Below are 19,704 nucleotides of genomic sequence, written 5' to 3' on the forward strand. Positions count from 1 at the left end.
TCAAAAATCAAAACACTAATGCCTTTATTTAAAATCATAGGCTAGCTGTCATCTGTTTTAAAGATAAGAATAAAAAAAACTTTTGTTGACTTATCGTTTTTTTGTTATTAACATATTTTTTTAAACATGAGGAGTTGATGTAAGCCATGCTTTTATTATCTAATCTAAAACCATATCCTCCAAAAATACGGTAAGACAGATTAAGTGTTTATTATTTGGTTCCATCAACTCCGTTTTTATTTAGAAAAAAGAGTTTCTGTTAATAAATAACAGAAACTCTAAACTTGATAATTTTTAAGCTTAACACACTTTTATTGTATGACTTTTTGACTACCTATCCTTGCATCATTGTTAAGGATTTTAATCACCCCTTCTGTGTATTCCTTCGTTTCTTCCATTTCTTTTTCTACGGTTTTCAAGGTGTCATCGTTATTCTTCTGTAAAGTGGTGGTACACACTTTATCTTTCTGTATATTGGCTTTTTTTTCACTACTTGTAGCCTCTAATACACCTTGCGTTCCGCCAAGCACCCCCTGAATGATTTGAGTAGAGCCTTGCGCTCCAGCCACAAAAGCTTCACTTAAAAAAGAAGAAAGAGCTCCTCCTGCTGCTAAAACCCCACCAAGCACCAGAAGAGGGCCTAAGAAAAGGGTGGCTATTTGTACATAACCTGCTATTTTTGAAATAAAGACCATTTCTTCTGCTTCTGAAAGGCTATGGTTAGCCAGAATTTGTAGCGTCTGTGTCAACTGATTAACAGTGCCCATTTGGGTTACTTGTACTTTGGTATTAGCCCCTTGAAGACCCTTCAAAAGCAAACTTGTATCTAAGATAGATAATGACATAATTTACTCCTATCTAGGTTCCATGATTTTGCCCATCTCAGTAATGGCTTGTCCTGCTTGCTGACCTAACTGGGTAGATCTATCGGAGGTGTTTTCTACAAACATTTTTTCCGTAGAGCCAAGCTGAGAAGAGAGTTTTTGCGTTTGCGTATTACAATAAGCTAGCAAAGCTTGTAAGCTACTCATTTTAGTTGGATCGGGACCTTCTTGAGTAACGGGTCCTAAACCAGCTGCTTCTGAGTTATTCATAGCGGGAACAGCAAATCCTGCAGAAACTCCTGCTCCGACAACAGCTCCTGGTATGGCTGTTGCAGTAATGCTAGCTTCTGCTAGAGCTCCTCCCACTCCTAGAAATGTACCAGCCTCTGCTCCTAGTAATCCAGCTCCTGCTACAGCACCAACTCCTGTAAAGAGCATAGCAAATCCAAGGATGGCAATAAGAGAGAACAGGACAATTGCTCCAATATTTCCATGACGTCCTTGTGTCGATTGGCCTGCGATGTCTTTTTGTTTTTCAGCTTGCAATTCTAGCTGGGTCGTTTTTACTTTGGTTTGTTGGATCCCAGCTAACATAGCTTTGTCGTTTTGATCCATTTGAGCTTTTGCAAAGGCTAAAAAGAGGATCAAAACATTACCTACTTCCGGCTCTATTTGTTTGTTGTTGATCAGATCGGTTACTTCTCCTTTTAGAGCATCAAGGGTATTGCTTAATTTCTGCTGGTCCTCTTTTGAGAGGTTTTGTAGATCTTTAGAACTAAGGGTATCGATGGTATCTAAAATAAGATCTGCTTTTTCAGGATCTATTTTTTTCTGTTTTTTCAGCTCAGTCAGTGTGGCTTGTAATGAACTTAAGTTTTTTTTTAACTGATTGATTAGATCTTCTAATTGCTTAGGTGATAGGTTAGCGATTTCTTGCTTGATTTTTTGCAGATCTTTTTCACTAAATTCTTTAAGAGCTGTCGCATGCTTTTTTAGTTGTTCTGATTGATGTTGGATCTGTTTGGGTGAGTGTAAATGGGCAAGTTCTTGTTCAATCTGTTTTAAATGTTCTGGCGGAATCGGATCTGTTGAACCTGCGTACGGTAGTTCTTCTTGTTGCTGCGGAAGCAGTTGACTTATTTTTTGTTTAATAGGCCCTGAAGTAGGCTGTATGATTTTTTCAGAAGGGGTTGTATTTGTTGTTATGTCTGACATAAATTCCTCCTTGTTAGTTTTGACTGATTTGCTCCCTCACCATTTTTTGCAATTCTTTCTTACAAGCCTGCAGGGATGATTTCATTGTATTATTGTAAGACGTGATTAGGGTCATATAGGATTTCATTTCAATGGAACTTTGCTGGGACTGTCCAATGAGCATTTGCTCGCTAGCATTGCCATCTGCATTCCAATCTTCCAATGGGTTCTCAGCTTTTGGATCTTTTATTTTTCCTTCATTAATGAGATAAACCTGTGTCATTGCCCAAGCAATCATACGATTAAACTGGGTAGGATCTTTTTTTTGATCATTGGGTTGAAAATATAAATCCGTTCCATGAAAATTCAGATCTTGATCTTCTTTCCAATCGGAAATAGCATCTATCATGCTACGGTTATCTATGGGATTAAAATTTTTACTAAAGCATTTAAAAAGATCTTGTGTAGTTGCCAAAAGAGTTTCGAGATCAGGATATTTTTTTACACGTTTTTCAAGCTCTGTAATATTTTTCTGAAGCTCCAAAATCCCATTTGCAAACTCTTTGATGATATTGCCTACTTTATCTTCTTCCCAAGTATGAGCAGTAGGTTCTTTTTCTGCAGATAATTGAAATTTTCCAATCTTTTCATTGATCGTGATCAGGTTATTTTGTAAACCCCTCAACTCTTCTGCTGTGCGTGTTGCTTCTTCCATTTTTTTAGCAACTCGATCAAGAGCTCCTGTCCCTTTAGGATTTGTAACCAAAACAAGAATAGCAAGTACCAATAAAAGATTGATGTCATAACCTTTTTCCTTTTCAGTAAAAAGGTTATTAGGATTTGCTTCTTCTATAAATGGTATGCCTTGTATCTCTAGGGACATAAAAAAAGCCTTCTTAAGATTGAACCCAGCTGGATTTCTGGGCATATTTTTTTAATGTACCTCGCTTTTTTTTCTGAGGTATTTTTGCATCGAGAAGCTTTTCCACTTCCTCGGTATTTTTTTCAAACTCTTGTTGAAAAATCACAAGTTTATCTCGATGGGGGGAAGCTGTATTTAAAAAGTAGGACAAAATCAATTGCAGTTGATCTTGTTCTAAACCTAATTTCTCCGTTGCTGATTCGAGATAATCATACAACAAGTGTCTTGCTTGTTCTAATTTCTCAGCAGCTATTTTCTGCTGTTCTTGACTTCCTTTAGAAACAGCTTCTTTTAGATCTACCATCAATTTGTTAATCAAATTTAATAACTCTTCAAAATGGGTGTCTTTATACTCTACATCCTCTTCTAAAAACGTTTCGATTTTTTCAATCTCTTTGTCTTTTTTCATGAAAGCTCCTTATCTTTGAAGAATTGCTCTTGCCATAGATCCAACAGTGTCTTGTGCTTGTGTCCAATGATTCAATTGTATTCTATCTTTAGTTAGCGCTTGCTTATTTTCTGATTCTAACTTGGTAAGAATGGTATTTACACACGCTTTAATTTTTCTTACATTATCAATGAGTTTTGAATCCCCTGGAGAGCTTTTTGATGCTTCTTCTGCATTGCAAAGCTTGTCTATTGTTGGCATAAGTTTATTTAAACAACTATGCACACTATCACTAAGCCCTTTTGTACCTGCAAGATTTGTTAGAATGCGCTTTAGCTCTTGAGGATTGTGAATCTCAGACAATGCATTCTTTAGAATGCTTTGTATATACGCATCATCTTTAGATGAAGAGCGTTGTTCCTCACTCAAATTGGAGAGAGTAGCCACTATCTTTGCCGCGGCTGCTAAAGAATTTTCTGCCATAATTAGATCTCTTTTTAGAGTTTGTACTAATTTAATCGACCTTAGTTTAATTAAAACATAAAAACTAATTAATTTCATAACTTTTTAATTCATTTTTTTGATTTAAAATTAAATTAAATGAAATTAATAGATAATAAAATTAACAAGCTTAGAAAAATCATCCAAAAGAAGTTGCTTTAGCCATTACCTTCTCTTTTTGACAACTTAATTAATCAAATATATTAAAAAAAATTTACTTTTATTTAATGAAAAACTTAAAATGTTCCTCTCTCTTTAAGGGAGCGGAGAGCTTTGCATAATTTCCATCTATCTCTCCTTTAGAAATAGATAGGATTTTTAAATTAAGAAAATAAACAGGAGTTCATAATGGCAGCAGTCTTTCTTCATAGTTTGAACATATTAACTTATGGACATAGCCTTTATCAATTTTACTCTAACGAAAATCTAAGCACTTGGCAAAAAATTTGCGGTACTTTACCAAGAGCCCTTGGTGTATTAATAGATAGCTCTATACTCCGTAAAACAGGAGATCTGACTTATTTAAAAGTAATCTCTCCTCATATCAACGGAGTAGTAGTGCCTCTAGTGGATACGTTTGCTAAGGAGGAGTCTTATGAAGACGCCTTTTGCACAGCATTCTCTAATTTGGTTCGTTTAAATGGGGATCAAGAGAGTGCAATGTTAATCAGTTCTTTGATAGATAAAAGACAAATTTTCAAAAAACAATACGAAAACATTTACAACTATTATAAATTGACGAAAATTTCTCTTTCTAGCCCAGAAAAAGTTCCAGAACGTATACAAGAAGAAAAGGCAAAATTTTTAAAATATCTCGAAACACAAGAAAATCCGCTAGGCGTTATTGAGCAAACCATGAAAGCCTATCAAAATATAATAAATAATGCCACAGCGGAATCCTTTGGATCGATCCCTTATTGTTATATGAATAAACCAGAATTCACAAAAAGAGAATGCAGGATTTCTAAAGAACTTGTTCGAGAAGCTGTTGTAGTAAGAGAGATAAACCTGCCTATCTATTATGAATGCGACAAGCTTTCAGGGTGGTATAAACATGAACGAAGGCCCCCTCCTGCCTGGCCTAACTCCATACCTTTTAATCGTGATGTAATTGTAGTAGATAAAGCCGAAACCGCTCAAATAACAAAAGATTTTCAAAAAGCCCTTGATCAAACCCAAAATAATCCTGAGGAATTAGAGGCTATAAAAATAGGTTTTCTAGCTTTACAAGAGGTGTTAAAGGATTTTGTGAAACCTAAAAAAAACTAAGGAATAACCTATGTCATCAATCGCTACAATCATGGGTCTTACAAGCTATAACCCTTATAAAGAAGCAATAACTATGCTAATTGGAGGCGCTGGTCCTTATTTAATCAATCAACTCACTCTTAAACCTACAAACATTGCATCTAAAATTGACCGGATTAGAGAAACTCTTTTTGGAATGCGCACACGATTTCTTGAGCTTACTCAAAAAAATGCCCTTACTAAATACACTTGGGTTTTTCTAAAGCACATTCCTACTAGTCTGGCGGTATCTAAAGCGTTTTGTTTTATTTTCTACCTCGTTTTTAAAATGACGGAGCCAAATATTTGCGAAAGTAATCTTATCTTCATTAATAACATAAAACACCTGTCTTTTTTGCTCACTCTTGGCGTGAGCATATATGATGAATTAAACCCTTCTCCTCCTAAAAGCAGAGAACTGACCGGTAGCTGGGGTTATAACCCTAATGATCGGGCCTCCTACTATGCTTCACTGAGAAATAGACTGCCAGAGAACCACAGCAGAGTAGCATGGAAGGATTATAGTACGCCCCCTGTTAACTTAGGGCAAAAGTCCCTTCTAACCCCTTCAAATCTAGGGGGTTTTAAAGCTGTTTAAACAAAAAAAACGAGATAATCTTCAGTGATTATCCCGTTCTATCTTGATTTGGAAGAAAAAATGATTATCCGGCTTTTTGGTTTCGTATGATAGCTTCTTTTCCTTGAGAGGAAGCCTGTATACCCTGTTGCCCTATGTTGTTAAATGAGTTTAAAATCTGCATAAACCCTTGTACAGAAGTTGTTTCCTGCTGGGAAGTACCAGAGGTTAACTGTTCACAAGCCTGTACAGATTGACCCCATTCTCCTAAGTAATCGGTATTAGCCTCACCAGAACCAGGGTGGTTTTTATCGTAGAAGTTCTTGGCTAGAGCAAAAATAGCTCCACAAAGGTTATTCGCTAAATTCTTACCATTTAGAGGGAAGTCGGTATTTCCATCCCATTTTTTAAGTAACTCATCAAAAGGGTCTAATTTTCCTGTATTACCAGATGGTGTAGGAATAGAAGAATTTAGGTCTTTAAGCCAGTTACCTACCATATCAGCTACAGCTTTCAGTTTAGGATCAGAGCTTCCTGCTAGTGTCTTTTGGTCTTTACAAAGCTTTTCATAGGTATCTTTTAACTGCTTTAATAAAGATTTATCAAACTTTTTCCAGTCATCTGGAGAAAGATTCTTTTTAGAACCCAATTCAGCTTCAATTTTACTAAGAATTCTTTGTAGATTAATCAAGTCATCTTGCACATCACTAAGCTCATTGGTTTCTTCTGTAATTTTTGTAATATTTAAAGAACAAACGTCCATGGCTCCATTTCCAGAGTCATTGGTCATAATCGCTAAAACAATCAACTCAAGTGTGGCCCCACTAGCAATCATATCCTTAATACGATCTGCTAAAGACTCGGTAGGATCGTCTTGAGACTTCTTAGGAGCACTATTCTGCTGGATAATACCCTGTAGTAATTCTTGGTTAAGTAATATATTTGACATAGTTTTCCTCTTATTATGCTTTTATAAACTATCTATCTATCTAATATCTATTTAATCATAAAAACGTTAAGCAATTATTAAAAATGCAGTAAGATTTGGTTTAAATACTGATAATTAATGAGTTAGAGCATGATTTTTATTTTTCATTAAAAATGATATTTAAGAAAAATGATCTAAAAGACATAAGATTTTAAGAGAAAGATACTTATGCAAACAACTTAAAATGAATACTTTAACTACGCATCCAATCGGATTTTTTAGTCTTTTTAGTAGGGTCATGCGGTTTTTTTTCTACTTGGGGGGCAGAAAGCTGTTCTAAGGCTTTGGCTAGGTCCTGGCCAGCATGAAAGATTTTCTCCCTAGACTCTTGAATAGAAGTCCATTGTTCAGGTGAAAAATTTGTAGGATTTTCTGCAAAAGAAACAAGCTGTTCCTCTGTCATTCCTGAAGTTTCACAAATAAGCTTGGTATCTTTGATCATATGTTGGTAAATTTCCATTAACATAGCGATTGCTTCTTGTCTTCTTTTTGGATCTTCCTCTTTTAATTCCACTTTTAATCTTTCAAAAAACTGTAAAGATTGAGCAAATACTTGCTGTAAATCTATGGATTGCCCTTCCGCAGCACGGTGAAATAAATCGCTAAGCTGTTGACACTCTTCCTTTAAACTCATGAGAGCCCTCTTATTCAATTTAATTATACTATATTTCATTATTGATTAATTTATTTATTAATACAAATAAGACTTGCCTTTCTTCTTACTTAAAAAAAACGATTTACTTTTATCTATAGAGCGGTTTAAACGTTATATAGAGCGGAGATTTGCATGTTAGAAGAATGTCTCACACAACTGGTTGAAAACCTGGCTTTAGAAGATGTCCTATCTAAAGAAAATAAGCTCTATACATTAAAATTGCACAAAGAACTAATTATTACTTTTCGAGAATTAGATCCTGGGTGTACCTTCTTTGCTACAATCGGAACATGTCCTTTAAATAAACGAGAAGAGGTTTTTATATACCTCATGAAGGCGAATTTATTAGGGCAAGGGACCGGGGGCTCTATTATTGGCTTAGATCGAGATGAGAAGTTCTTGACACTGTGTCTTAGTTTACCGTATGACATGAAGTACAAAGTATTTAAGGATGCTCTAGAGGACTTCACAAATTATCTCGATTTTTGGAAAAAAGAGCTCTCTTGTTATCAATAAAAAAAACATAAGTTCGATAAAGATAAAATAACATGGCTGGATATTTAATTGGAGAAGAGGGCCCTCTCACAGGGTTTGTTGCACGATTTGAAGAGGAAGAAGAATGGGTCTTAGGAAGAGATCCTGAAGTAGCTTCTATTGTTTTAGAGGATCCCCTTGTCTCACGTAGGCACGTGGTTTGTAGGCATACAGAAGAGGGTTATGTATTAGAAAATGTCAGCACAACTAATCCTGCATTAGTTAATGGACAAATCTTAATAGAGCCTGTTTTATTACAGGAAGGAGATTTAATTAAGATTGGTAGTAGTGTGTTTAAATTTTCTCATTCCTATCCGAATTTAGAAACAGAAGATTTAAAAGATGATACCGATCTAATAAATGTAAGAATAGGATCTGGATCATTGGGTCGCTTTATTATTAAAGTGACAAATGGGCCTAATGCAGGTGCCGAATTCTCTATGCAGAAGGGAGCTTCTTATGTCTTAGGAAAAGATCCGAACTTATGCGATATTGCTTTTCAAGATTTAAGCGTTTCTAGGCAACATGCTCGCATTAGCATTGACGACAATAATCAAGTTTTTATTGAGGACTTAAGCAGTCGTAATGGCGTATTGGTTAATGGGATAGCCATTACTAGTAAACACCTTCTTTCTTCAGAGGATCTCATTTCACTAGGAACCACTTCCTTTTTACTGATCGATCGAGAACAAATTCAAGAAACCATTTTTTCTCCCCTTCCGCTTGCAACGAGTATCAAGACAGAAGAACTAAAACAGGAAGAGAGCCCTGCATCGGACTGGCGAGAAATGATTATCCCTAAAAAGCATTTAATCGTCGCCTCTGCTTTTGGCATACTTGTTTTAGCTGGGATTACTAGTATGATCACGCTTTTTAAAACCCATAAGATTGAAGTTGTCTCTCAAAAAGAAGAACACAAAATCCTAAAAGAAAACCTCAGTGCTTTTCCTGATGTGCAATTCTCTTTTAACCCTCCTAGCGGAAAACTGTTTTTATTAGGGCATGTAATAAGCTCTGTAGAAAAGCAAGAGCTTCTCTATAAGATTGAAAATCTTCCCTTTGTACATAGCATTGAAGATAATGTGATTGTCGACGAATTAATCTGGGAAAATACAAATGCCCTTTTATTAACCAATCCTAACTGGATCGGTGTTTCTCTCTCTTCTATCGCACCTGGGAAATTTGTGCTACGAGGCTATGTACAGACATTAGAACAAGCCCAAGCCCTATCTGACTATTTGAATCTCAATTTTCCTTATTTAGACCGCTTAGAAAATCAAGTTATTGTAGAAACCAATCTACAAATGCAAGTTGAGAGTATTTTGATTGAAAAAGGATTTAATTCAGTTACCTATCAGCTCAGCAATGGGGAACTTGTATTAGCAGGTAGGGTAGATCAAAAAAAAGCGCATACTTTTAATGCAACTATTGATCAATTTTATACAGTGCCAGGAATCCGTCTGATTAAAAACTTTGTGATTTATACAAAAGCGGATACTTCGAGAATTGATATATCTTCAAAATATCAAATCACTGGTTATTCTAAAAAAGATGATCAAAATATGTTTGTTGTCATTAATGGAAAAATCCTCACTATTGAGGATATGATAGACGGAATGAAGATTACAGAAATCTTATCTAATATGGTATTGCTTGAAAAAGATGGCGTAAAATTTAGAATTAATTACAATCTGCAATAAGACTATAAGTATTTTTCATTCGCGTATCAATGAGGAGCTAAAATTATGTTTGGTTTAGAAAAAAAAGATAAGCCGCTATTTGAATTTGACCTTGAAAAAGAATTAAAGAGCGAACCTGGAAAAGCAAAAGAATTACTCAAAAAAACAGATGAAGCCATTCAAGAAATCAAAGCAAAATTAAGACAGGGCACCGAAAGCGAAGACTTTGAAAACTATGGCAAGCTATTGCATGGTTACGCTGCTTTACAAAGAGTATTAACTAGAATTGCTAACAAAAAATAAAAGGATTAACAATGCCACAAGGATCGAATTGGGCGACTATTACATTTAGCACATTAATCAAGCAATACGCTAAATTGCAAAGTACTGTAATTGATCAAGTCCGATCTGTTGCAAGCTCTCTCTCAAAGGCAACCCCAGGAAAATTTTTACTTCTACAGTTTTCCATGAGCCAAGTTACCCAGATTGGTGAATCGATTTCTAACTTGATCTCTCAAGTACAAGCAACGATTAATAACATGGTACGTAACCAAAAAACCTCTTAATGGCAATCATTTTGCAAAAAGGATTTTACAATGTCTCTTCAAAAATTTAAAGACCACTTTATCTTAATGGCAGAAGCCGGCTTCATTGCAATTAACCAAAGCGATGAAGACGCGGCTATTAAGTTATTTGCAGCAGCAGAGCTACTCGATCCTAGTAATCCTCTACCTCGTTTAGGAATGGGATATCTCAATCTCTGCCAACTTAAACTCAAACAAGCAGCAACCATTTTTGAAGAAATCTTAGTTAAAGAACCTTCTAATGAAATGGCTAAAACTCTGCTTGGTCTGACCCTATCTTTAAATCCAACAGAGTTGGCAAAGGGAGAAAAAACCCTAGAGGAATCGATTCAAAAAAATCAAGATCCCATGGTTAAAAGCCTGGCTAAAACCGCTCTTGATTTTGTGGAAAAGTTCATTAAAAAAGCCCCTTCTCCCCTCGAAACCAAATCTCCCAAAAAATAATTTATAGGTTGTGTTTCAAAAACGTTTAGTAATTGACACAACCTTCTATAACGACTCAAGAGAGATTCTTGATTGGGCAATTTGACCTTAGCATTTATTTTAAATTAGAAATAAGAAGATATCCAACTCTTGTATAAAAAAGGGATTTTCTATCTCATAAGTGAGATCTTTTTCAAAAATAAATCTTTTTTCATAAAGTTCCCTATTTTATTTCTTACATTTAGCTAGTAGATGGAAGTTTCATGACGAAAAACCTCTAATTGTGCTATTTGTTAAGATACGCGGTATACCTATGCCGAAGTTTGAAAAAGTTAAACAATACGGATCAGATTATGGCAGACCAAGACTTCCCTACTAAAGACTTAAGCAATGCAGAGCGTATTTCGCCAACTGTTAGAATCGGAGAAGATAATAAAGCTCTTCCTACAGGACAGCCTTTTTCTTCTTTTATGAAAACAGGTGAATCTCCCCTTGCTAATACGGGAAAAACCCCGATGATTTCCCCTTTTGATTTGATGCAATCAGGGCATTCTTCTATTCCGCAACAAGCTGCTACGACAGATGATTTGCTTGGTAAAGTTAGCCGTGCACATAACACTATAGAAAATATCACCAACCAACTAAAAGATGCATCACAACTTAAAAATGCATCACAACTTCAATTTAAATTACGCTCTTCTGATAAATATCTCATAAAAGACAAGCTGAAAAATACAACCGCGAGTTTACGTACGGTAAATGCTAAATTAGGAGTAAATGAGGAAAAACCAGAACAAGAAACCCCTTCTACTAAATTTCAAGGTCCATTAGGCAAATTTATGAATTACCTAGCCGATGGACAACAACAACTAGTATCCGCTCAAAGGCAATTGCAATCGCTTAAAGCAAAAGGAGACAGTCTTTCTCCTGCTGATTTTTTAATGGTCCAGATAAAATTAAATAAAGCACAACAGGAGTTAGATTTTACCTCTGTGTTGCTTGCAAATGCTGTTTCTGGTTTTAAAACGCTGATGAATGTACAGCTATAAGGACATATGAAACAAACACCTGATTTTGATCAACTAATCTCCCATCTTGATGAGTTAGAGCTTACAACAGTACATGGAAGGATTACTGAAGTAGTGGGAATGTTGATTAAAGCAATCGTCCCCCAGGTAAAAATGGGTGAGGTAGTTTTAATCAAACGGGAAGAAGCTCCTTTAATGGCAGAGGTTGTGGGTTTTACTCGAGAAGAGGTCTATTTATCTCCTCTTGGAGAGATGCATGGAATAGGCCCTTCCTCGGAAGTAATTCCCTTAAGAATGTCTTTGCATATTAAAGTAGGAGAAGGACTTCTCGGTCGCGTGGTTGACGGTTTAGGAAATCCTTTAGACCTTGAACAAAAAGGCCCTCTTCACTTAACAGAAAGTTATTCGGTAATCAACCCCCCTCCTGATCCGCTCAAGCGAAAAATTATTAAAGAGCCGATCTCATTGGGTATTCGCTGTATTGATGGCCTGCTTACTTGTGGTGAAGGACAAAGAATGGGAATCTTTGCTGCTGCAGGAGGAGGAAAATCCACCCTTTTGGGTATGATTGCCCGCAATGCTAGAGCTGATATCAATGTGATTTGTCTAATTGGGGAAAGAGGAAGAGAGGTGCGCGAGTTTTTAGAAAATGATCTAGGCGAAGAAGGAATGAAAAGATCAGTTGTTGTTGTTTCTACATCTAACCAAGCAGCACAATTGCGTATCAATGCAGCGTATATGGGAACAGCGATTGCAGAGTATTTTCGAGATCAAGGGAAAAAAGTGATCTTAATGATGGACTCCGTAACTCGTTTTGCAAGAGCTTTAAGAGAAGTAGGCCTTGCGGCAGGAGAACCTCCTGCAAGAGCTGGTTTTACCCCTTCTGTTTTTGCAACGCTTCCTCGTTTATTAGAACGCTCGGGCAATTCTGAAAAAGGCTCAATTACAGCCTTTTATACCATTCTAGTAGCAGGAGATGATTTAAATGAGCCTGTCTCTGACGAAGTGCGCTCTATTCTTGATGGACATATTATTCTCTCTAGAGAACTTGCACGTCAATATCACTATCCTGCTATTGATGTTCTCGATTCGGTTAGCCGAATCATCTCACACATTGTTGATAAAGAGCATTTGCAGCTCATTGGCAAAGTCCGTGAAGTTTTAGCTAATTACAAAAAAAATGAGTTACTCATCCGCATTGGAGAATATAAACCAGGCTCTGACAAAGCAGCTGATTTTGCTATTAAATACATTGATAAAGTAAATCGTTTTTTACGCCAAGCAGTTGATGAAGCGTGTAGTTTTGAAGAAACTCTGCAACAACTCAAAATGCTTTTTAGATAAATATGCCACGCTATCCCCTTAAACAATTAGCTGAGATTAAACAAAAAAATCTCGAAACAGCAGAAATTAATCTACGAGATAAAAAACGGTTTCTTGAACAAGAGCAAACAAGCTTGACCAAAAAAGAAAAAGAACGAGATCAGGTAAAAGAACATCGTATTGATAAGCTTCAGCAATTACGCGATCACATGGACGAAGGAGCAGTTCCTCATAAAGTAGAGCAGATGAAACAATACTTAAAACTTGTTGATGAGAAGCTAGCTGTTAAACAGCGAGCTGTTGTAGAACAAAAAAAAAAGGTAACCCTAGCTGAAGAAGAAGTGGATAAAGCGCGCAGAGAGCTTATAGAATGCCAACAAGACGTAGAAAAAATGCGTTTACATCGTAAAGAGTGGGATCGCGACATGCATCTCATTGAAGAACAAAAAGAAGGCGTTGAAATGGATGAAATAGGTTCTGCTGGCCATGAACGTAAAAAAACAGCCACTTCTCGTCAAAAGAATAAGAAAAAGAAGTCTCAATAAAATGCTGGACAACCCAGATAAAAATCAAGTATGAGATGATAAAAAAGAGGCCCCTATGAGCGAAGTTGGCAAAATCCCTAACCCTCTTAATCCTGCTAATGATCCTAAAAAAGATAAGCACCGTCTAGGATCTAATCAATTTAGAGAAAAATTTGATTACAGAAAAAAAGAAGAAGCCTCTTCAGGAGGTAATAGACAACGCTATTCACCAGAAGAAGAAGAGCAAACTCCTAAAACAGCTAAAACACCAACTTCGGATTCTATTTTTAAGAGTTCTAGTCCTGGAAAAAGTTCTTTTCGAGTTAAAAAAAATGTAGATGCATCCCATAAAAAAGTAACTCCCTCTTCTGAAACAGAAATGCAAAAGAAATCTACAGAGGAAATCTCTATTGAAAAAAAGCTCGAAGAAAAGCAAATAGAGGAAAAAAGCATTAAAAAAAAAGAGAGTCTTTCAGCAAATCCTACGCCTGAAGCCCCATCACCTAAGTCCTCTCTTCCAAAACACACATCTCCTACTTCAAAGCCTAAAGAGAAGAAAAAAGAAGAGGTCCCTGTCTCTTTTGAGCCTTTAGCAAATATACAACCCAATCAACCTAGCTATCAACCTTCTGCATTGCCAACGGGATCTGCTTTCAGCTCTTATCAAATAAGTCAGTTGTTTGACAGAATGGCAGGAGTGATGACGGTTATGGAGCTTTCTGGAACAACAGAAACAGAACTTACTCTTTCAGGAGAAGAATTTGCTTCTTCTGTTTTTTATGGAGCTCGTATTACAATTACCGAGTATAGTACAGCTCCCAAAGCTTTTAATGTTCAGCTATCTGCTAATCCAGAAGCAGTAGCATTATTTCAAGGAAACATGCCTAATTTACTCGCAAACTTTGCAAGCGGTAATTACGCATTTCGCATTCATCGTTTGGAAACAAATGTAGAAGAGCGCCCTCTTTTTAAACGTAAAGAATCCTTTGGGAGCGATCAACAGCCAACGCAAGGAGATTCTTAAATGACTATATCGTCAAAATTACCTTCTTCTTTAAAAAAACAAGAGAGCGGTAAACAAGTGCCTAAAATAGATTCTTTTAGTAAGCTTTTAGGTGAAAAACAGAAGAAGCTTTTAAAAAATGAAGATAAAAGCCTTCCAGAAAATCCCATTTGGGCACCTAATCTCATGCTTTCTCCTGAAAAAAAGCCTGATTTATCTTCTATTCTATCAACAAAAATCTCTGAAACTGAATTAGAAACCAGTGCTCCTGTAGCCTCTCATTTTCCCATAGAAATAGAAGAGGTTTGGGAAAAGCTTGCCTCAACTTGCATTCTTATGAATCATTCGCAAGATAAGGAAACCACTTTTATCCTAGATACAAATACTGCTCTTTTTTCTGGAATGCGCATTACGATAAAAGAATATTCAACAGCACCTAAGATTTTTAATATTGAGTTAGCGCCTACCTCTAGCGCTGCCTTATCCTTAATCGCTTCTCACGTACCTCAGTTACTTAATCGATTTCATCAAAGCTCCTTTGATTTTTCTGTTCATCAAATTATTACAGAACTGAAATCTCATGACGCAACTGATCATCAAAAACAAGATGATGAGGATAGTCAATGAGCACAATGCCAATGAACTGGATTCATCAAATCCATCATACCTTGCAAGAGATGCAAGAGATCCCCTTATGGGGAAACCCACCTAATATTCCTTGGGATCAGTGCATACAAGAAGTAGCTGCTATTTTACAAACTCCTGAATTAAGTCTTGTAGTGGGAGATACTCAGCTGCTTACAGAGGAAAAAGTGCTGTTAGGACTTGGTAATCATCCGATCGTAACAAGCATTCAATTAAGCCCACTTGTAGGACAATGTTTTTGGGTTATGGCACAAGAGGATATCTCTTTTTTGATTTCGCTTGCACTCACAGAAAATCAGAGTCAAAAAGCAATGAACTCTACTTCTTTTCAAGAAGGTTTTTATAGATTTTTACTGCTTGAAATCTTAAAAGCCCTTGACTCCTTAAAACCTTTTTCTGATCTGTCTTTGAAAATGGGCTCTCTAACTACCATTCTTCCCAAAGAAAATTGTATTTGTATGGATATCGGTATTCATCACCCTAAAAAAGTCCTATGGGGAAGAATCGTATGTCCTGTCAGTTTTCATCAGGCCTTTAAAACTCACTTTGCAAATACAGCCTTTTCGATTGATGAGAGTAGTCTAGATATAGATTTAGCCGTATCTGCTCAAATCGGCCACACAAAACTTACTCTATCTCAGTGGAAAAAAATTGCAGTCGGTGATTTTTTAATTTTGGATGTTTGCTCTTATTCTCCTAATACAACAAAAGGAACAGCCACTCTTTTTTTGGAACAAACTCCCCTATTTACTGTAATTTGTAAACCAGCTAATTGCAAAATCATCGACTATGCCTATCAGGAGGGATCCATGGATGAAGATTTCGAAGAAGAAGATATGAATCAAGAAGAAGAAATAACACAAGAACTAGAAGAACCATTAATCCCCATATCTGATGCTCTCTTGACTATTCATGTAGAAATAGCAAGAATGCGAATGAATCTAAAAAAACTCACACAGCTTAAACCTGGCAATGTGATTGAATTAGCCACACGACCTGAACAAGGAGTAAAACTAATCTTAAATGGGAAAGCTGTTGCCAAAGCAGAGCTTATTCAACTCGGTGATGTACTTGGAGTTAAAATCCTACAGATTGGGGAATAACATTTTCAAATATGGCAGAGCATTCTTTCTATAAACAAAATACGCTCCCTGAGCTGATAGGAAAAGAAGATATTCCTCTGCCTGAAAAAATTGGCCCCTATAAAATAGAGAGTCTTTTAAATAAAGGAGGAATGAGCCTCCTTTATTTAGGTTTGGATCCTAAGGCAAAAAAACCTTTAGCTATTAAGGTCTTATCTCCTAATCATATTAATCATCCTGAAGCTGTTGAGCATTTCCTAAGAGAAGCTAAAGCAATCTCGATTTCTAATCATCCCAATATTGTAAAACTCTATGGGGAAGGAAGCTGGGAAAAGGGGCTTTATATTGCTATGGAATTAATTAATGGTGTTTCGCTTAGACAATTTATTGTACAACATTCTTTATCTATACGTAGAGTTTTAGATATCTCTTTGCAAGTAGCCTATGCGCTCCAACATTTACACTCTCTTCGAATTATTCACAGAGATGTAAAACCGGAAAATATTTTAATTACAGAAGGCGGCGAAGTAAAACTTATTGATTTTGGAATCGCGCAATTACAAGACGAACAAGATCAATTCGCTCTACCCTCCTATTTTATCGGCACACCGAATTACATGAGCCCTGAACAAAAAGAGAATTCCTCTCATTTAAGTTTTGCTTCTGATCTGTATTCTTTAGGCATCATTTTATATGAACTCATTTCTGGAAAACTCAGTTACGGCGCTATTAACCTCACCTCTATCCCCAAAGGTTTAAGACATATTCTCGTAAAAGCATTAGCTATTTCAGTTAGTGAGCGCTACCAAACAACCGAAGAGTTTATTCATGACGTCTCTTTCTATTTACAATCTAAAGAATTAGAAAAAGAGTATGCAGGCCCAGATCAGATCAAGCAAGTCTATGAAGACCTATACTCAGCATTTCAGCTAATATTACCTAAAACACCCCCCTCTTGGTCTCACGCTGATATCGGTTTAGCAAAATGGCATGGCGTCCAATTTGGTCTTTATTACGATTTTATTCGTCTTCCTAACAATTGTCTTTGCATATTACTCGCCTCTTCTACTACAACAACAATAGAAGCAGCAATTTGTATGAGTAGTTTACAAGGGATGATTCATATGTATACACACCAATTAAACTTAACCAAAATTGATGAACTAACCTCTAACTTAAACCAGTTGCTTTGCAAACAAGCCTGTCCGATTACTTTTAGTGCATTGCTTCTTGACCCTCTGCAAGATAAACTCAGTTGCATTTCCTGCGGATATGACAGCCTGATCCACGTATCTCAAGAGAGCTTTAATCCACGAACTATTGTAGCTAAAAACCCTGCATTAGGAACAAATCCCCAGTTAGAATTCTCTGAGACCATCGATAATTGGGATATTGGTGATACCCTTATTTTACACACCTTTGATGTATCCGATAAAAACACAGAATTAGCCAACTTTGAAAAAATGTTTTTCGAAGAGATTAAAGAGCACTTACTCTTTTCTGCACAAAGACAAGCAGAAACCGTTCTTCGATCGGTTCTGCATTATCCCACAGCAGCTAATGCAGCCTCTAAAGCATTAGTTTGCATACAAAGAATTTCTTAAAAATACTTTTTTAAAAAAGGAAAATCCATGAGTGTATTCATTACATCTATTGCAGAGTTATCTCAAAATTTTTTCCATTCAGACCCTTTAAAATTCGATAAGTATTTTGCGATTACTCCCACTTATCAAAAATATTGCCTAGATGCTAACCTGCCTACTCGCTTTACTATAACGTTAGCCAAAGAAGCTATGCTTATTCATGACATAGCTATTCATCTACTCATAGGAGGAGTTAAACTCACAACAGGCGCAGTAAAAGGCATCTGCGCAGTCGCCTCTGGAATTCTCGGCCTAGAAACAGATCATCAAACACCTAGTAAGCAAGCAGCTGTTCATATAGGCTTTGCATGTGTTTATACTGCAGACATCTTTGCATCCATTACTCATATTAATAAGAAATATCCTCAACATCTAATTGATAAAATAAAAATAATTTTTACTGATTTTTTAAAAATATCCAATAAAAATGTTGTTACAAAAAATATTATTATTTCTGACCCAGAACTAGAACAAGAACTTAAAATAGCTCGAGAAGAATTGGAAAAAAGGAACACAGATTTAAATCAATTAGAAGAAGAAATAGAAAAAACAGCACAAAATTTAAGCAAACCTTCTCAATGCGAGAAAATTATTGATAAAATTTTAAATCCCGATATAAATGCTATTCTAACAAAAGCTAAGAGTATTATAGAAAATAATCAAGCACAACAATTAACTACCCATGCTAGAGAGCAAGAGATTATTAATTGGCTTGAGATCGATGATGGTTTTTGGTCTGAAGGGGTTCTTAGTTCATCTGATACTTTTGATAATAAATTAGACTTAATCTCATCCAAAGACGTTCCATTAACTACTTCAAATAAGCCAGAAAAGCCTAAGATAAAAATAAAACCTGCTTCTGCAGTCTCCAGAAGGCTAAAGAAAAATCATCATCTCCCTAAAATAAGCGCTCGCGCTCGCGGTTTGGAATACGCTAATAAAATACGCCAAGAAATTCTCGTTGGCTAACGCCTAAGATAAGTGATTTTATTAAAAGAGGAAAACTTTATGTATATAGTTCAATCAATGACATCTTTTCTTATTTCAGATCCTATCAGTTTTAATCAAAGCCTTGGGAATCGATGTCAAGTTTTTTGCTCAAAGAACCCCTCGCCTAATATATTATCTCGTCTTGTCGTGGGTGTTATTATAAAAGATCTTACCCGTATTTATGATATTGCTATCCATATCATTGTAGGTTTGGCAAAATTGACTATCTGCACTACAAAGCTTCCTTATTTTATTCTAGCAAGACTATGGGGATCTATTCCAAATTATGAAATAGGTAAGGAAGGTCTTGCTCATTTAGGTTTTTCTGGCTTCTATTTTGTAGACATGTTTATTTCCCTAACTAATGTGATAAATGGATACCCTAAAGATGTAATAGAAAAGGTAGAAAGTTTTTTCTCTAAGTTTTTATTACCCAAAATAAATGTTATTAACAAAGAAGAAATACATGAAACACAAAAGGAAGGACTACAAACGCCCCATTCTGAATCTGAAGCAGATCTAAATGAATCAACTTTAACACAAGAGACAGACTCGGATACATCTTTTGAAGAAGGGTCATTTTCATTACAAGAGGGAAACCTCTTATATCAAGCATTATTAGAAAGTGGAACGGATCCAGAGAAAAGTAAAATATTAGCTGAGAATTATCTTTTAAGGTATCCAAAGCACTTTCGTCATTCTAGGGATTCGATAATTTCAGAATATTAGACACTATATTTAATAAAAAATCACAGATTATATTTTACAATAAATACATGTTAGTAATAATGTAATTAATACAAAGCATATTTATTATATACATAAAAACCTACCAAAACACTAATTAAAAAGCATTTTTTATTTAAATTAAAACATAATTTTTTTATCTACCAAGGTTAAATTCTTGCTA

At 35.8% G+C, this 19,704-nt stretch carries 23 protein-coding genes; 16 read left to right on the forward strand and 7 right to left on the reverse strand.

Annotated features, from left to right (window positions below):
* Positions 1-311 precede the first annotated feature (311 nt).
* Genes RHTP_RS04850 through RHTP_RS04870 form a run of 5 tightly spaced genes read right to left on the reverse strand, consistent with a single transcriptional unit; the run spans position 312 to position 3,811 of the window.
* Complete coding sequence (locus RHTP_RS04850) at positions 312-845, reverse strand: hypothetical protein (RefSeq protein ID WP_138107000.1); 534 nt, start codon at positions 843-845, stop codon at positions 312-314.
* Positions 846-854: 9 nt separating this feature from the next.
* Positions 855-2,039 (reverse strand): hypothetical protein, encoded by a 1,185-nt coding sequence (locus tag RHTP_RS04855; protein WP_138107001.1) that lies wholly within the window; start codon positions 2,037-2,039, stop codon positions 855-857.
* Positions 2,040-2,052: 13 nt separating this feature from the next.
* Complete coding sequence (locus tag RHTP_RS04860; protein WP_138107002.1) at positions 2,053-2,901, reverse strand: hypothetical protein; 849 nt, start codon at positions 2,899-2,901, stop codon at positions 2,053-2,055.
* 13 nt (positions 2,902-2,914) lie between these two features.
* A complete protein-coding gene (locus RHTP_RS04865; protein ID WP_138107003.1) occupies positions 2,915-3,349 on the reverse strand; it encodes a hypothetical protein in 435 nt (144 codons plus the stop codon).
* A gap of 9 nt (positions 3,350-3,358) precedes the next feature.
* Positions 3,359-3,811 carry a hypothetical protein gene (locus tag RHTP_RS04870; protein ID WP_138107004.1) on the reverse strand — a complete coding sequence of 151 codons (453 nt, stop codon included), beginning with the start codon at positions 3,809-3,811 and terminating at the stop codon, positions 3,359-3,361.
* A gap of 366 nt (positions 3,812-4,177) precedes the next feature.
* Here RHTP_RS04870 and RHTP_RS04875 point away from each other — a divergent pair, with 366 nt between their 5' ends.
* Positions 4,178-5,098 carry a hypothetical protein gene (locus RHTP_RS04875; RefSeq protein WP_138107005.1) on the forward strand — a complete coding sequence of 307 codons (921 nt, stop codon included), beginning with the start codon at positions 4,178-4,180 and terminating at the stop codon, positions 5,096-5,098.
* Between the two features lie 10 nt (positions 5,099-5,108).
* Positions 5,109-5,714: a hypothetical protein gene (locus tag RHTP_RS04880; RefSeq protein ID WP_138107006.1), complete on the forward strand. Its 606-nt coding sequence runs from the start codon at positions 5,109-5,111 to the stop codon at positions 5,712-5,714.
* A gap of 64 nt (positions 5,715-5,778) precedes the next feature.
* Here RHTP_RS04880 and RHTP_RS04885 read toward each other — a convergent pair whose 3' ends face one another.
* A complete protein-coding gene (locus RHTP_RS04885; RefSeq protein ID WP_138107007.1) occupies positions 5,779-6,642 on the reverse strand; it encodes a hypothetical protein in 864 nt (287 codons plus the stop codon).
* A 232-nt stretch (positions 6,643-6,874) separates the two neighbouring features.
* Positions 6,875-7,315 (reverse strand): hypothetical protein, encoded by a 441-nt coding sequence (locus RHTP_RS04890; RefSeq protein ID WP_138107008.1) that lies wholly within the window; start codon positions 7,313-7,315, stop codon positions 6,875-6,877.
* Between the two features lie 153 nt (positions 7,316-7,468).
* Between RHTP_RS04890 and RHTP_RS04895 the strand changes: the two genes are divergently transcribed.
* From RHTP_RS04895 to RHTP_RS04960, 14 genes are all read left to right on the forward strand, one after another.
* Positions 7,469-7,852, forward strand: a complete 384-nt coding sequence (locus RHTP_RS04895) for a type III secretion system chaperone (RefSeq protein ID WP_138107009.1) — start codon at positions 7,469-7,471, stop codon at positions 7,850-7,852.
* Between the two features lie 32 nt (positions 7,853-7,884).
* Positions 7,885-9,570 carry a type III secretion system inner membrane ring subunit SctD gene (gene sctD, locus RHTP_RS04900; RefSeq protein WP_138107010.1) on the forward strand — a complete coding sequence of 562 codons (1,686 nt, stop codon included), beginning with the start codon at positions 7,885-7,887 and terminating at the stop codon, positions 9,568-9,570.
* A 45-nt stretch (positions 9,571-9,615) separates the two neighbouring features.
* Entirely contained in the window at positions 9,616-9,852 is a 237-nt protein-coding gene (locus RHTP_RS04905; protein ID WP_138107011.1) for a DUF5398 family protein, read from the forward strand.
* A gap of 11 nt (positions 9,853-9,863) precedes the next feature.
* The gene (locus RHTP_RS04910) at positions 9,864-10,115 is read left to right on the forward strand and encodes a hypothetical protein (protein WP_138107012.1); all 252 of its coding nucleotides are present in this window, start codon (positions 9,864-9,866) and stop codon (positions 10,113-10,115) included.
* A 30-nt stretch (positions 10,116-10,145) separates the two neighbouring features.
* The gene (locus RHTP_RS04915) at positions 10,146-10,577 is read left to right on the forward strand and encodes a CdsG family type III secretion system protein (protein ID WP_138107013.1); all 432 of its coding nucleotides are present in this window, start codon (positions 10,146-10,148) and stop codon (positions 10,575-10,577) included.
* Positions 10,578-10,909: 332 nt separating this feature from the next.
* Positions 10,910-11,605 carry a hypothetical protein gene (locus tag RHTP_RS04920; protein ID WP_138107014.1) on the forward strand — a complete coding sequence of 232 codons (696 nt, stop codon included), beginning with the start codon at positions 10,910-10,912 and terminating at the stop codon, positions 11,603-11,605.
* Positions 11,606-11,611: 6 nt separating this feature from the next.
* Positions 11,612-12,928 carry a type III secretion system ATPase SctN gene (gene sctN, locus RHTP_RS04925; protein WP_138107015.1) on the forward strand — a complete coding sequence of 439 codons (1,317 nt, stop codon included), beginning with the start codon at positions 11,612-11,614 and terminating at the stop codon, positions 12,926-12,928.
* A 2-nt stretch (positions 12,929-12,930) separates the two neighbouring features.
* Positions 12,931-13,452 (forward strand): flagellar FliJ family protein, encoded by a 522-nt coding sequence (locus RHTP_RS04930; RefSeq protein ID WP_138107016.1) that lies wholly within the window; start codon positions 12,931-12,933, stop codon positions 13,450-13,452.
* 55 nt (positions 13,453-13,507) lie between these two features.
* The gene (locus RHTP_RS04935) at positions 13,508-14,455 is read left to right on the forward strand and encodes a hypothetical protein (RefSeq protein WP_138107017.1); all 948 of its coding nucleotides are present in this window, start codon (positions 13,508-13,510) and stop codon (positions 14,453-14,455) included.
* Positions 14,456-15,061, forward strand: a complete 606-nt coding sequence (locus tag RHTP_RS04940) for a hypothetical protein (RefSeq protein ID WP_138107018.1) — start codon at positions 14,456-14,458, stop codon at positions 15,059-15,061.
* Positions 15,058-16,182, forward strand: coding sequence for a type III secretion system cytoplasmic ring protein SctQ (gene sctQ, locus RHTP_RS04945; RefSeq protein ID WP_138107019.1), 1,125 nt, complete (start codon positions 15,058-15,060; stop codon positions 16,180-16,182). The genes RHTP_RS04940 and sctQ overlap by 4 nt, the downstream gene beginning before the upstream one ends.
* Before the next feature lie 11 nt (positions 16,183-16,193).
* Positions 16,194-17,765 carry a protein kinase domain-containing protein gene (locus RHTP_RS04950; RefSeq protein ID WP_138107020.1) on the forward strand — a complete coding sequence of 524 codons (1,572 nt, stop codon included), beginning with the start codon at positions 16,194-16,196 and terminating at the stop codon, positions 17,763-17,765.
* A 27-nt stretch (positions 17,766-17,792) separates the two neighbouring features.
* On the forward strand, positions 17,793-18,773 hold the full coding sequence (locus RHTP_RS04955; RefSeq protein ID WP_138107021.1) for a hypothetical protein: 981 nt from the start codon (positions 17,793-17,795) through the stop codon (positions 18,771-18,773).
* Between the two features lie 39 nt (positions 18,774-18,812).
* Positions 18,813-19,523: a hypothetical protein gene (locus RHTP_RS04960; protein ID WP_138107022.1), complete on the forward strand. Its 711-nt coding sequence runs from the start codon at positions 18,813-18,815 to the stop codon at positions 19,521-19,523.
* Positions 19,524-19,704 lie beyond the last annotated feature (181 nt).

Origin of the sequence: Candidatus Rhabdochlamydia sp. T3358 (assembly GCF_901000775.1) — a bacterium.
Taxonomy (GTDB): domain Bacteria; phylum Chlamydiota; class Chlamydiia; order Chlamydiales; family Rhabdochlamydiaceae; genus Rhabdochlamydia.